Annotated in this window: 15 protein-coding genes; 13 read left to right on the top strand and 2 right to left on the bottom strand. The window is 70.7% G+C overall.

Annotated features, from left to right (window positions below; translation table 11 throughout):
- Positions 1–5: 5 nt before the first annotated feature.
- The 13 genes from IE136_RS24400 (at position 6) to IE136_RS24345 (ending at position 11368) form a co-directional block, all read left to right on the top strand.
- Positions 6–1040: a LacI family DNA-binding transcriptional regulator gene (locus IE136_RS24400; RefSeq protein ID WP_158991696.1), complete on the top strand. Its 1035-nt coding sequence runs from the start codon at positions 6–8 to the stop codon at positions 1038–1040.
- A 112-nt stretch (positions 1041–1152) separates the two neighbouring features.
- Positions 1153–1719 carry a GNAT family N-acetyltransferase gene (locus IE136_RS24395; protein ID WP_158991694.1) on the top strand — a complete coding sequence of 189 codons (567 nt, stop codon included), beginning with the start codon at positions 1153–1155 and terminating at the stop codon, positions 1717–1719.
- Between the two features lie 142 nt (positions 1720–1861).
- A complete protein-coding gene (locus tag IE136_RS36780; RefSeq protein WP_310591794.1) occupies positions 1862–1945 on the top strand; it encodes a putative leader peptide in 84 nt (27 codons plus the stop codon).
- Between the two features lie 125 nt (positions 1946–2070).
- Entirely contained in the window at positions 2071–3768 is a 1698-nt protein-coding gene (locus IE136_RS24390; protein WP_189601413.1) for a nitrite/sulfite reductase, read from the top strand.
- Entirely contained in the window at positions 3765–3944 is a 180-nt protein-coding gene (locus tag IE136_RS24385; RefSeq protein WP_158991690.1) for a hypothetical protein, read from the top strand. The genes IE136_RS24390 and IE136_RS24385 overlap by 4 nt, the downstream gene beginning before the upstream one ends.
- Positions 3941–4648, top strand: a complete 708-nt coding sequence (locus IE136_RS24380; RefSeq protein ID WP_158991688.1) for a phosphoadenylyl-sulfate reductase — start codon at positions 3941–3943, stop codon at positions 4646–4648. The genes IE136_RS24385 and IE136_RS24380 overlap by 4 nt, the downstream gene beginning before the upstream one ends.
- Entirely contained in the window at positions 4630–5211 is a 582-nt protein-coding gene (gene cysC, locus IE136_RS24375) for an adenylyl-sulfate kinase (protein WP_308432455.1), read from the top strand. The genes IE136_RS24380 and cysC overlap by 19 nt, the downstream gene beginning before the upstream one ends.
- 91 nt (positions 5212–5302) lie before the next feature.
- On the top strand, positions 5303–6238 hold the full coding sequence (cysD, locus tag IE136_RS24370; protein WP_158991684.1) for a sulfate adenylyltransferase subunit CysD: 936 nt from the start codon (positions 5303–5305) through the stop codon (positions 6236–6238).
- 2 nt (positions 6239–6240) lie between these two features.
- On the top strand, positions 6241–7599 hold the full coding sequence (locus IE136_RS24365) for a sulfate adenylyltransferase subunit 1 (RefSeq protein WP_158991682.1): 1359 nt from the start codon (positions 6241–6243) through the stop codon (positions 7597–7599).
- 200 nt (positions 7600–7799) lie between these two features.
- Complete coding sequence (locus IE136_RS24360; protein ID WP_189601412.1) at positions 7800–8906, top strand: ABC transporter substrate-binding protein; 1107 nt, start codon at positions 7800–7802, stop codon at positions 8904–8906.
- 35 nt (positions 8907–8941) lie between these two features.
- Positions 8942–9739 carry an ABC transporter ATP-binding protein gene (locus IE136_RS24355; protein WP_158991678.1) on the top strand — a complete coding sequence of 266 codons (798 nt, stop codon included), beginning with the start codon at positions 8942–8944 and terminating at the stop codon, positions 9737–9739.
- A complete protein-coding gene (locus IE136_RS24350) occupies positions 9726–10622 on the top strand; it encodes an ABC transporter permease (protein WP_158991675.1) in 897 nt (298 codons plus the stop codon). Before IE136_RS24355 ends, IE136_RS24350 begins: the two co-directional genes overlap by 14 nt.
- A gap of 8 nt (positions 10623–10630) precedes the next feature.
- Positions 10631–11368, top strand: coding sequence for a sirohydrochlorin chelatase (locus IE136_RS24345; protein WP_189601411.1), 738 nt, complete (start codon positions 10631–10633; stop codon positions 11366–11368).
- Here the strand turns inward: IE136_RS24345 and IE136_RS24340 are convergent.
- Positions 11361–11984 (bottom strand): mycothiol-dependent nitroreductase Rv2466c family protein, encoded by a 624-nt coding sequence (locus IE136_RS24340; RefSeq protein WP_158991671.1) that lies wholly within the window; start codon positions 11982–11984, stop codon positions 11361–11363. The two genes, IE136_RS24345 and IE136_RS24340, sit on opposite strands and share 8 nt — an antisense overlap.
- An 84-nt stretch (positions 11985–12068) precedes the next feature.
- Positions 12069–12590, bottom strand: a 522-nt coding sequence (locus IE136_RS24335) for a DUF1697 domain-containing protein (RefSeq protein WP_189601410.1), incomplete at its 5' end; no start/stop codon positions are given.

The following is a 12590-nucleotide window of genomic DNA, read 5'->3' as shown; positions in this document are numbered from 1 at the left end:
TGACCATGGGGAGCACCCGACGGCCGACCCTGGCCGATGTGGCGGCGCGGGTCGGTGTGACCCCGAAGACCGTGTCACGGGTGCTCAACGAGGACGGGCCGGTGTCCGAGGCGACCCGGGCGAAGGTGCTCGCGGTCGTCGAGGAGCTGGGATTCCGCCCCAATCTCATGGCCCGCAACATGCGGGTCGGCGCGCGGGACTCGACGGTGGGCCTGGTCGTGCCGGACATGGGCAACCCCTTCTTCGGCACGGTCGCGGGTGGCGTCGAGGACGCCGTACGGGACCGGGGGCTGACCCTTCTGATGGGGTCGTCGGGCGAGCGCGAGCCGCTGGAGCACGCGCTCATCACGACCTTTCTCGCCCGCCGGATCAGCGGGCTGCTCGTCGTCCCGGCGGCCGGCAGCGACCACCGCTTCCTGCGCCGGGAGCGGGAGAGCGGCCTTCCGGTGGTGTTCGTGGACCGGCCGGGGGCGGGGCTCGCGGCGGACGCGGTGGTCAGCGCCAACGAGGAGGGTGCGCGGGTGGGAGTGGCCCATCTGATCGCGCACGGGCACCGGCGCATCGCCTTCGTCGGGGACCGGCCGGCCACCCTCTACACGCGCAAGACGCGGCAGCGCGGCTACCGGTCGGCGCTGGAGGCGGCGGGGATCGGGCACGACCCGGCGCTGGTGGTCACCGCTCACGATCCGTACGCGGCGGGGGTGGCCGTACGACGCCTCCTGGCGCTCGCGGATCCGCCGACCGCCGTGTTCGCGGCGAACAACTTCGCCTCGCTCGGGGTGGTGCCGGCACTGGCGGAGGCGGGGCGGCGGGACGTCGCCCTGGTCGGCTTCGACGACCTGCCGCTGGCGGCGGTCCTCGAGCCGGGCCTGACGGTGGTCGCCCAGGACCCGGCCGCCATCGGCCGGGCCGCGGCGGAGCTGGTCCTCGCCCGCCTGGGCGGCGACCGCTCCCGCGCGGTGACCCGCACGGTCCCGGTGACCCTCGTCCGGCGCGGGTCGGGGGAACTGCCACCGCCGCCACCCTCGGCCTCGCACTGAGGGAGGGCGCGGAGCCTCCATGGGGCGCGGAGCCCGCTGTGGGGCGCGGAGCCCGCTGTGGGGCGCGGAGCCCGCTGTGGGAATCGGACGCTCCGCATGATGCGATGGACGTATGAGCATCTCCCTGACCACCTGGTCCCTGGAACAGACCTCGCCGTCCGACCTGCGCCCCGCCACCCCGCCGGAGGGCGACGACGTCACGATCGTGCGCGCCGAGGTGCCCTCCCCCGAGTTCAGCCGCTTCCTCTATACGGCGGTCGGCGGCGACATCCGCTGGAACGACCGGCTGTCGCTGACGTACAAGGAGTGGCAGGAGATCGTCGAGAAGCCGGGGGCCGAGATCTGGGTGGCCTACGAGAAGGGGACGCCGGCCGGGTACGTGGAGCTGGACCCGCAGGACGACGGGGTTGTGGAGATCATCTACTTCGGCCTGATCCCGGCCTTCCGGGGGCGCCGGATCGGCGGGCATCTGCTGTCGTACGGTGTGCAGCGCGCCTGGGACCTGGCCGAGCGCTGGCCGGACCGCGAGCCGACGCGGCGCGTGTGGCTGCACACCTGCTCGCTGGACGGACCGCACGCGATGGACAACTATCTTCGCCGTGGCTTCAGGCTCTTCGACACCAAGGTGGAAGAGGTCGAGGAGTCCGAGACCCCGGGCCCCTGGCCCGGCGCCCACTGACACCTTCCGGGGCGTCTGAATCTCCCCCCGGAATCACCCTTTTGAAGTGACGCACGACACACCGTCTCGCGATGCGGGACGGCTGTGTCCACATTTTGGACGAAGCTGGACTGGGTCCAAAGTCCCGTGACACGCTTCCGTCATGTCTGGAACTGGAATTGCCTTGGTGAGTCGGCGGCACGTCGACCTCGGCCGCATGTCCAGCGCCATCTGTCCGGCGCGCTGAGAGAGCCAGCACCGCCGCGATCCCACTTTGCCCGACCCTGCTGCGCACCGTCGCGCCATCTCCTGACCCGCGTACGAGTGTGCTGGTCAGAGCCGCCCTCCCGCAGTCCCGAAGGACGAAACGCCATGGCCGCCACCCCGGAAAACCCCGCACCCGCAACGCCCCGCCGCAAGGTGAGCCGTCACCGTGGCGAGGGTCAGTGGGCCGTGGGGCACTTCACCCCGCTGAACGGCAATGAGCAGTTCAAGAAGGACGACGACGGTCTCAATGTGCGGACACGTATTGAGACGGTCTACTCGAAGCGCGGATTCGACTCCATCGACCCCAACGACCTGCGGGGTCGCATGCGCTGGTGGGGCCTCTACACCCAGCGCAAGCAGGGCCTGGACGGCACCAAGACGGGTGTCCTGGAGCCGGAGGAGCTGGACGACGAGTTCTTCATGCTCCGGGTCCGCATCGACGGCGGCCGGCTGACGACGGAACAGCTGAGGGTCATCGGGGAGATCTCGCAGGAGTTCGCGCGCGGGACCGCCGACATCACGGACCGGCAGAACGTCCAGTACCACTGGATCCGCATCGAGGACGTTCCCGAGATCTGGAACCGGCTGGAAGCGGTCGGTCTGTCCACGACCGAGGCCTGCGGCGACACCCCCCGCGTCATCCTCGGCTCGCCGGTGGCCGGGATCGCCGAGGACGAGATCATCGACGGCACGCCCGCCATCGACGAGATCTACCGCCGGATCGTGGGCAACAAGGACTTCTCCAATCTGCCCCGCAAGTTCAAGTCCGCCGTCTCCGGCTCACCGCTGCTCGACGTGGCGCACGAGATCAACGACATCGCCTTCGTCGGCGTGCACCACCCGGAGCACGGCGCCGGCTTCGACGTCTGGGTCGGCGGCGGCCTCTCCACCAACCCCAAGCTGGGCGTGCGCCTGGGCACCTGGGTCTCGCTCGACGAGGTCCCGGACGTCTACGAGGGCGTCATCTCGATCTTCCGCGACTACGGCTACCGCCGGCTGCGCAACCGCGCCCGGCTGAAGTTCCTCGTCGCCGACTGGGGCCCGGAGAAGTTCCGCCAGGTCCTGGAGGACGAGTACCTGAAGCGCAAGCTGACCGACGGCCCGGCTCCGGCCCAGCCCGCCGGTCAGTGGCGCGACCACGTCGGCGTGCACAAGCAGAAGGACGGCCGGTTCTACGTCGGGTTCGCGCCGCGCGTCGGCCGGGTCGACGGCGCCACGCTGACGAAGATCGCCGAGATCGCCGAGGCGCACGGTTCGGGCCGGCTGCGAACCACCGCCGAGCAGAAGATGATCGTCCTCGACATCGAGGAGGCGCAGGTCGAGTCCATCGTCTCCGCCCTGGAGGCGCTGGACCTGCGGGTCACCCCCTCGCCCTTCCGGCGCGGCACGATGGCCTGCACCGGCATCGAGTTCTGCAAGCTGGCGATCGTCGAGACGAAGGCGCGCGGCGCCTCGCTGATCGACGAACTCGAGCGCCGCATCCCGGAGTTCGACGAGCCGATCACCATCAACATCAACGGCTGCCCGAACGCCTGCGCCCGTATCCAGGTGGCGGACATCGGTCTCAAGGGCCAGCTGGTCCTGGACGACGACGGCAACCGGGTCGAGGGCTACCAGGTCCACCTGGGCGGCGCGCTCGGCCTGGAGGCGGGCTTCGGCCGCAAGGTCCGTGGCCTGAAGGTCACCGCGGCCGAGCTGCCGGACTACGTCGAGCGGGTCCTCACGCGGTTCCAGGAGCAGCGCGAGGACGGCGAGCGCTTCGCCACCTGGGCTGCGCGCGCCTCCGAGGAAGCCCTCTCATGAGCGAACGTGCCGCGCCGTTCTTCTGCCCGTACTGCGGCGACGAGGACCTGCGCCCGAACGAGCAGGGTCACGGCGCCTGGGAATGCCGTGCATGCGGTCGAGCCTTCCAGCTGAAGTTCCTGGGGCTCCTCGCCCCGGGCAACCGCAGCGAATCCGATGGAGGGGACGCGATATGACGACGACTCAGGTAACCGAGGACACCGAGCTGAAAGCGCTCGCCGAGCAGGCCGGCCGCGACCTGGAGGACGCCTCCGCGCTGGAGATCCTCCGGTGGGCCGCCGAGACCTTCGGCAAGACCTTCTGCGTCACCTCCTCGATGGAGGACGCGGTGGTCGCCCACCTCGCCTCGCGCGCCATGCCCGGCGTCGACGTCGTCTTCCTCGACACCGGCTACCACTTCCCCGAGACCATCGGCACCCGTGACGCGGTCGAGGCGGTGATGGACGTCAACGTCATCACCCTCACCCCGCGCCGGTCGGTCGCGGAGCAGGACGCCGAGCACGGGCCGAAACTGCACGACCGCGACCCGGACCTGTGCTGCGCGCTGCGCAAGGTCAAGCCGCTGGAAGAGGGCCTGACCGCCTACCGGGCGTGGGCGACGGGCCTGCGCCGCGACGAGTCCCCCACCCGGGCGAACACCCCGGTCGTCGGCTGGGACGAGAAGCGGCGGAAGGTCAAGATCTCCCCCATCGCCCGCTGGACGCAGGACGACGTCGACGCGTACGTCGCCGAGCACGGCGTCCTCACCAACCCGCTGCTCATGGACGGCTACGCCTCCGTCGGCTGCGCGCCCTGCACCCGCCGCGTCGCGGAGGGCGAGGACGCCCGGGCCGGCCGCTGGGCCGGGCGGAACAAGACCGAATGCGGACTGCACGGATGACGGACACCCAGGAAGACCAGGAGAATCACGTGACCGGTGCCACCATCTGGCTCACGGGCCTGCCGAGCGCCGGCAAGACCACCATCGCGTACGAGCTGGCCGGCCGCCTGCGCGGCGAGGGTCACCGCGTGGAGGTGCTCGACGGCGACGAGATCCGCGAGTTCCTCTCCGCGGGCCTCGGCTTCACCCGCGAGGACCGCCACACCAACGTGCAGCGGATCGGCTTCGTCGCCGAGCTGCTCGCCTCGAACGGCGTGAAGGTCCTGGTCCCGGTCATCGCTCCGTACGAGGACAGCCGTGAGGCCGTCCGCAAGCGCCACCAGTCCGAGGGCACCGCCTACGTCGAGGTGCATGTCGCCACTCCGGTGGACGTGTGCTCCGTACGCGATGTGAAGGGGCTGTACGCCAAGCAGGCCGCGGGCGAGATCACTGGTCTCACCGGGGTCGACGACCCGTACGACGAGCCGCGGAACCCGGATCTGCGGATCGAGTCCCAGAACCAGACCGTGCAGGAGTCCGCGGCACGGCTCCACGCGCTGCTCACCGAGAAGGGCTTGCTGTGAGCGGCGCGTGCGCGGCCGCCGGGCGGCAGACGAAGACGATGCCCGCGCCTCTGCGCCGCGCAGGCGGAGAAGCGAACGAAGGGGATGCAGCGTGACCACCGTAGTCAACGTCCACGAAGCGACGGACAGCCCGTTCGCGCTGTCGCACCTGGACTCCCTGGAGTCCGAGGCCGTCCACATCTTCCGTGAGGTGGCGGGTGAGTTCGAGCGGCCGGTGATCCTCTTCTCCGGCGGCAAGGACTCCATCGTCATGCTGCACCTGGCGCTCAAGGCGTTCGCGCCGGCGCCGGTACCGTTCACGCTGCTGCACGTCGACACCGGGCACAACTTCCCCGAGGTCATCGAGTACCGCGACCGCGTGGTCGCCCAGCACGGTCTGCGGCTCCACGTCGCCTCCGTGCAGGAGTACATCGACGCCGGGAAGCTGCGCGAGCGTCCCGACGGGACACGCAACCCGCTGCAGACGGTGCCGCTGACCGAGGCGATCCAGCAGCACCGTTTCGACGCGGTGTTCGGCGGCGGCCGGCGCGACGAGGAGAAGGCCCGCGCCAAGGAGCGGGTGTTCAGCCTCCGCGACGAGTTCTCCCAGTGGGACCCCCGCCGCCAGCGCCCGGAGCTGTGGCAGCTCTACAACGGCCGCCACGCCCCCGGTGAGCACGTCCGGGTGTTCCCGCTGTCCAACTGGACCGAGCTCGACGTGTGGCAGTACATCCAGCGGGAGAAGATCGAGCTTCCGGAGATCTACTTCGCCCACGAGCGCGAGGTGTTCGCCCGCAACGGCATGTGGCTCACGGCCGGCGAATGGGGCGGCCCCAAGGAGACCGAGACGGTCGAGACGCGGCTGATCCGCTACCGCACCGTCGGTGACATGTCCTGCACGGGCGCCGTCGACTCCGACGCCACCACGCTGGACGCCGTCATCGCCGAGATCGCCGCCTCCCGCCTCACCGAGCGGGGCGCGACCCGCGCCGACGACAAGATGTCCGAGGCCGCGATGGAAGACCGCAAGCGCGAAGGGTACTTCTAGCCATGACGAGCACGAGTACGAGCACGACCGAGCAGTTCGCCGACGTCTCGGCGACCACCCTGCTGCGCTTCGCCACCGCCGGATCCGTCGACGACGGCAAGTCCACCCTGGTCGGCCGCCTCCTGCACGACTCCAAGTCGGTCCTCACCGACCAGCTGGAGGCCGTGGAGGCCGCGTCCCTCAAGCGCGGTCAGGAGGCGCCTGACCTGGCGCTGCTGACCGACGGCCTGCGCGCCGAGCGCGAGCAGGGCATCACCATCGACGTGGCCTACCGCTACTTCGCCACGCCGCGCCGCCGTTTCATCCTCGCCGACACCCCCGGGCACGTGCAGTACACCCGGAACATGGTGACCGGCGCCTCGACCGCGGAGCTGGCCGTCGTCCTGGTCGACGCCCGCAACGGTGTCGTCGAGCAGACCCGCCGTCACGCCGCCGTCGCCGCGCTGCTGCGGGTGCCGCACGTGGTCCTCGCCGTGAACAAGATGGACCTCGTCGAATACGCGGAGCCCGTCTTCGCCGCGATCGCCGAGGAGTTCACGACGTACGCCTCCGAGCTGGGCGTCCCGGAGATCACCGCGATCCCCATCTCGGCGCTGGCCGGCGACAACGTCGTGGAGCCGTCGGCGAACATGGACTGGTACGGCGGCCCGACCGTCCTGGAGCACCTGGAGACCGTCCCGGTCAGCCACGACCTGACGGCCTGCCACGCCCGGTTCCCGGTCCAGTACGTGATCCGCCCGCAGACGGCCGAGCACCCCGACTACCGCGGGTACGCCGGTCAGATCGCGGCCGGTGCCTTCCGGGTCGGCGAGCCGATCACCGTCCTGCCCTCGGGCCGGACCTCCACGATCACGGCGATCGACGCCCTGGGCGAGTCGGTGGACATCGCCTGGGCACCGCAGTCGGTCACGATCCGCCTCGCCGACGACATCGACATCTCGCGCGGCGATCTGCTCGCCCCGAGCGGTGACGCCCCGGCGACCAGCCAGGACGTCGAGGCGACGGTCTGCCACGTGGCGGACCAGCCGCTGACCGTGGGCCAGCGGGTGCTGCTCAAGCACACCACCCGCACGGTCAAGGCGATCGTCAAGGAGATCCCGTCCCGGCTGACCCTGGACGACCTCTCCCAGCACCCCGAGCCGGGGCAGCTCGTCGCCAACGACATCGGCCAGGTGAAGATCCGTACCGCCGAACCGCTCGCGCTCGACGCGTACGCGGACTCCCGCCGTACCGGCTCCTTCCTGCTGATCGACCCCGCGGACGGCACCACGCTGGCCGCCGGCATGGCGGGCGAGTCCTTCGCCACCGCCAAGGCCGTGGCCGTCGCGGACGCCGCCGACGACGAGGGCTGGGACTTCTGATGATCCAGAACGTCTACGCCACCTTCGCCAAGGAGGGCGGCCGGGTGGGTTCCGGCGCCCTCGGCGCGGGCCGGGGAGGTGTCGCGCGATGTGCGTGCTGACGCCGACGCGCCGCGTACGCGGCGCGCACCCGCTGTACCCGCTCCACCCCGATCGACATAGACGAAGAAGACTTCGAAGACCCTGAGGGGACAACCTCCGTGCCTGCCTCCCGTACCACCCTGCGCCGCTCACTCGCCGCCGCCGCGGCCCTGCCGCTGCTGATCGGCGCGCTCGCCTCCTGCGGCTACGGCTCCCAGGCCAAGAACGACGAGAAGAAGGTGGCCGCCGAGGGCGAGAAGCTCTCGGCCGACAAGGTCCGGCTCGGATACTTCCCGAACCTGACCCACGCCACCGCCCTGGTGGGCGACGAGCGGGGCATCATCCAGAAGGAGCTGGGCGGCACGCGACTGGAGGTCTCGACCTTCAACGCCGGCCCCTCCGAGATCGAGGCGCTCAACGCCGACTCGATCGACATCGGCTTCATCGGCCCCTCCCCCGCGATCAACGGCTACGTCAAGTCCAAGGGCAAGAACCTGCGGATCATCGGCGGTTCGGCCTCAGGCGGCGTGAAGCTGGTCGTCAACCCCGACAAGATCAAGACGCTGGACGACCTCAAGGGCAAGAGGATCGCCACCCCGCAGCACGGCAACACGCAGGACGTGGCCTTCCTCAACTGGATCTCGGAGAAGGGCTGGAAGGTCGACGCCGAGAGCGGCAAGGGTGACGTCTCCGTGGTCCGTACGGACAACAAGGTCACCCCGAACGCCTACACGTCCGGCTCCATCGACGGTGCCTGGGTGCCGGAGCCGACCGCGTCGAAGCTGGTCACCGAGGGCGCGAAGGTGCTGCTCGACGAGTCGGCGCTGTGGCCCGACAAGAAGTTCGTGATCACGAACATCATCGTGTCGCAGAAGTTCCTCACCGAGCACCCGGACGTCGTCGAAGCGGTGCTGCGCGGTTCCGTGAAGACCAACGAGTGGATCAACGCCAACCCGGACAAGGCGAAGGCCTCGGCCAACGCCAAGCTGAAGGAGCTGTCCGGGAAGCCGCTCGGCGACAAGGTCATCGACGCCGCCTGGCCGTCGATCCGGTTCACCGACGACCCGCTGGCCGCCACGCTCCAGGCACAGGCGGCCCACGCGGTGAAGGCCGGTCTGCTCAAGCAGCCCGACCTGACCGGCATCTACGACCTGAAGCCGCTCAACAAGGTCCTGAAGGCCGCGGGGCGGCCCGAGGTCGCCGACGCCGGTCTCGGCGTCAAGTAACAAGTCCGCAGCTGAGCCCCCAGGAGGTGACGACCATGGCCACGACCGCGACGCTCGCCAAGGCCGAGGAGGACCGTGCGGCGGTGACGCACGCCGCCCGGATCGAGCACGTCTCGAAGTCCTTCGGCGGACCCGCCGGATCGCAGCTCGTTCTCGACGACATCTCGCTCGATGTCGCCCCGGGCGAGTTCGTCACCCTCCTGGGAGCCTCCGGGTGCGGCAAGTCCACCCTGCTCAACCTGGTCGCCGGGCTCGACCGGCCGTCCGCGGGGTCCATCGAGACCCCCGGCGGCCGGCCGGCCCTGATGTTCCAGGAGCACGCCCTCTTCCCGTGGCTCACCGCGGGCAAGAACATCGAACTGGCCCTGCGGCTGCGCGGGGTGCCGAAGGCCGAGCGGCGCCCGGAGGCGGAGCGCCTGCTCGAACTGGTCCGGCTCGGCGGCTCGTACCGCAAGCGGGTCCACGAACTGTCCGGCGGCATGCGCCAGCGCGTGGCGCTGGCCCGGGCGCTCGCCCAGGACAGTGATCTGCTGCTGATGGACGAGCCGTTCGCGGCGCTCGACGCCATTACCCGTGACGTGCTGCACGACGAGCTGACCCGGATCTGGCGGGAGACGAAGCTGTCGGTGCTCTTCGTCACCCACAACGTGCGCGAGGCCGTACGGCTGGCCGAGCGGGTCGTTCTGCTGTCGTCCCGGCCCGGGCGGATCGCCCGGGAGTGGACCATCGGCATCCCGCAGCCGCGCCGTATCGAGGACGCCGCCGTGGCGGAGCTGTCCGTCGAGATCACCGAAGAACTGCGTGGGGAGATCCGCCGTCATGGCCAGCACTGATACGACCACCACGTCGGCCGGGAAGGCCGACGACCTGGCCGGCCTGGAGGCGGGCCTCGACGCGCTGGACGCGGTGCAGGTGCGCCGTACGCCGGTGCGTGAGGTTCTGCTGAAGAAGGTGCTGCCGCCGGTCACGGCCGTGCTGCTGGTGCTCGTGGTCTGGCAGCTGCTGGTGACGGCCCAGGTCACCGACGAGTTCAAGCTGCCGCCGCCGTCCGCCGTCTGGGACAGCCTGTCCACGATGTGGCTGGAGGGCACGCTCCTCGACGTCCTCTGGACGAGCGTGTCGCGGGCCCTGCTCGGCTTCCTCATGGCCCTCGCCATCGGTACGCCGCTGGGTCTGCTGGTGGCGCGGGTGAAGTTCGTCCGCGCGGCGATCGGCCCGATCCTCTCGGGTCTTCAGTCGCTGCCGTCGGTGGCCTGGGTCGCCCCCGCCGTCCTCTGGATCGGCCTCAACGACCAGATGATGTACGCGGTGATCCTGCTGGGCGCGGTGCCCTCGATCGCCAACGGTCTGGTGGCCGGTGTCGACCAGGTCCCGCCGCTCTTCCTGCGTGCCGGACGGACGCTGGGCGCGACGGGCCTCAGGGGCGCCTGGCACATCGTGATGCCGGCGGCGCTGCCGGGTTATCTGGCGGGTCTGAAGCAGGGCTGGGCGTTCTCCTGGCGTTCGCTGATGGCCGCCGAGATCATCGCGTCCTCCCCGGAACTGGGTCTGGGCCTCGGTCAGTTGCTGGAGAACGGCCGGAACAACATCGACATGCCGGGGATCTTCCTGGCGATCATCCTCATCCTGCTCGTCGGCATCGCCATCGACCTGCTGATCTTCAGCCCCCTGGAGCGCGCGGTGCTGCGCAGCCGCGGCCTGCTGGTGAAGAGCTGAGTCACGCCATGAACCCTCCCGTCCTCCTCGTCGTCGCCCACGGCAGCCGCGACCCGCGGCACGCGGCGACCGTGCACGCGCTGGTGCGCCGTGCCCGGTCACTGCGGCCGGGGCTGCGCATGGAAACCGCGTTCCTGGACTTCAACCTGCCGTCGGTGCCGGGTGTGCTGGACCGGCTCGCGGCCGAGGGGGTACGGGAGGTGGTGGCGCTGCCGCTGCTGCTGACCCGGGCCTTCCACGCCAAGGCCGACATCCCGGCCGTGCTGCGGCAGGCACCGCCGTCGCTGAACGTCCGCCAGGCGGAGGTACTCGGCCCGTCGCCGCTGCTCGTGGCGGCGGTGGAGCGACGGCTGTACGAGGCCGGGCTGATGCCCGGCGACCGGAGCGCGACCGGGGTCGTCCTGGCCTCGGCGGGCTCCACGGACCCGGAGGCGATCGCGGTGATCGCAGAAACGGCGCGGGAGCTGCGGCGCACCGGTTGGTGCTCCGTGCGGCCTGCGTTCGCCTCCGCATCTCTGCCGAGGACCGAGGACGCGGTCCGGGCACTGCGCGCGGACGGCGTGCGCCGGGTGGCGGTGGCCCCGTACGTCATCGCTCCGGGCCGGCTGCCGGACCGCATCGCGGCGGGCGCGGCGGAGGCCGACGTCCTGGCGGACGTCCTCGGCCCCTCGCCGGAACTGGCCCGCCTGCTGATCACGCGGTACGAGGAGGCGCGGATCGACAAGGCGCTGGCGGCCGTCAGCTGAAGTCGAGGCCGCCGGTCCGGGTCCGCTTGAGTTCGAACAGGTCCGGGTGGCCGGCGAGGACCCGGAAGCTGTCGAAGAGCTCGGCCGCCTTCGCACCGCGCGGGACGGCCCGCAGGACCGGTCCGAACCAGACGGTGCCGTCGACGTGGATCGTGGGCGTGCCGACGTAACCGTCCGCCTCGGGGTCCTTGCCGGCGTCGTGGCTGGCGCGTACCGCCTCGTCGTACGCCGTGTCGTGCGCGGCCTCGGCGAGCTCGGCCGGGAGCCCGAGCTCCGCGAGGGACTCGGCCACGACGGCGTCGAAGTCGGTCTGCTTCTCGTGGTGGATGCGGGTTCCGTACGCGGTGTAGAGCGGGCGCAGTATCTCCTCGCCGTGCCGCTGCGCCGCCGCTGCCGCCACCCGGACCGGGCCGATCGACTTGTCGACGAGCTCCCGGTACCACGCGGGCAGTTCGTTGCCGATGTTGTGGAGGTACAGGCTCATCACCCGGAAGCGCAGTTCGATGTCACGGTGCTGTTCGACCTCCAGCATCCAGCGGGAGGTGATCCAGGCGAAGGGGCAGGCGGGGTCGAAGTAGAAGTCGACGACGGTCCTGGGCTGCGTCTCTGTGGTCATGGCGTGAGCCTAGCCAGCGGGCCCCGCGAATCGACGGGCCGTTCGCGACTCCGTCAACTGGGCCGGTCCGCGCCGGCTCGCGGGTCAGGACCGGGTCATCTCCACCAGCTTGACCACCGTGTTCCAGTTGCGGGTGGTGGCGACGACCCCCTTGAGCATTGCGGGCCGGGAGAGCGCCTCCGCGAGCTTCGACCGCCCGAGCCCCTCGGGCGCGTAGAGATAGAGCGCCCGGTCGCCCAGCCGGAACTCCTCGGGGAGGAAGGCCGCCGCGTCGATCGCCGTGAACCGCTCGGGTCCGACCGGCTGGTCGAAGTACGTGACGTGGAGCTGCTTGCCCTCCAGTTCGGCGGCGGGGAACGGGCAGGCTTCGGCGACGGCCGCGAGGTACCGGGCGCTGCGGACGAGGCAGTCGACGCGGAAGCCGAACCGCTTCTCCAAAGCGTTCTCGACGGCCACCGTCCGCTCCTCCTCGGCCGGCGCCTCGTCGTCCGTGGTGAAGACGGCGTTGCCGCTCTGGAGATAGGTCCGCACGTCGCGGTGGCCGAGGTCGGCCAGGAGCGAACGGAGCTCCGCCATGGGGACCTTGCGGTGCCCGCCCACGTTGAT

The sequence above is a fragment of the Streptomyces lateritius genome (assembly GCF_014649715.1).
GTDB classification, from domain to species: Bacteria; Actinomycetota; Actinomycetes; order Streptomycetales; family Streptomycetaceae; genus Streptomyces; species Streptomyces lateritius.
The sequence above is the reverse complement of the archived record's forward strand: the minus strand, read 5'-3'. Positions and strand labels throughout refer to the sequence as shown.

Coding starts and splice junctions, on each gene's coding strand:
- IE136_RS24400 (WP_158991696.1), top strand. CDS start 6: ATGGGGAGCACCCGACGGCCGACCCTGGCCGATGTGGCGGCGCGGGTC.
- IE136_RS24395 (WP_158991694.1), top strand. CDS start 1,153: ATGAGCATCTCCCTGACCACCTGGTCCCTGGAACAGACCTCGCCGTCC.
- IE136_RS36780 (WP_310591794.1), top strand. CDS start 1,862: ATGTCTGGAACTGGAATTGCCTTGGTGAGTCGGCGGCACGTCGACCTC.
- IE136_RS24390 (WP_189601413.1), top strand. CDS start 2,071: ATGGCCGCCACCCCGGAAAACCCCGCACCCGCAACGCCCCGCCGCAAG.
- IE136_RS24385 (WP_158991690.1), top strand. CDS start 3,765: ATGAGCGAACGTGCCGCGCCGTTCTTCTGCCCGTACTGCGGCGACGAG.
- IE136_RS24380 (WP_158991688.1), top strand. CDS start 3,941: ATGACGACGACTCAGGTAACCGAGGACACCGAGCTGAAAGCGCTCGCC.
- cysC (WP_308432455.1), top strand. CDS start 4,630: ATGCGGACTGCACGGATGACGGACACCCAGGAAGACCAGGAGAATCAC.
- IE136_RS24365 (WP_158991682.1), top strand. CDS start 6,241: ATGACGAGCACGAGTACGAGCACGACCGAGCAGTTCGCCGACGTCTCG.
- IE136_RS24355 (WP_158991678.1), top strand. CDS start 8,942: ATGGCCACGACCGCGACGCTCGCCAAGGCCGAGGAGGACCGTGCGGCG.
- IE136_RS24350 (WP_158991675.1), top strand. CDS start 9,726: ATGGCCAGCACTGATACGACCACCACGTCGGCCGGGAAGGCCGACGAC.
- IE136_RS24345 (WP_189601411.1), top strand. CDS start 10,631: ATGAACCCTCCCGTCCTCCTCGTCGTCGCCCACGGCAGCCGCGACCCG.
- IE136_RS24340 (WP_158991671.1), bottom strand. CDS start 11,984: ATGACCACAGAGACGCAGCCCAGGACCGTCGTCGACTTCTACTTCGAC.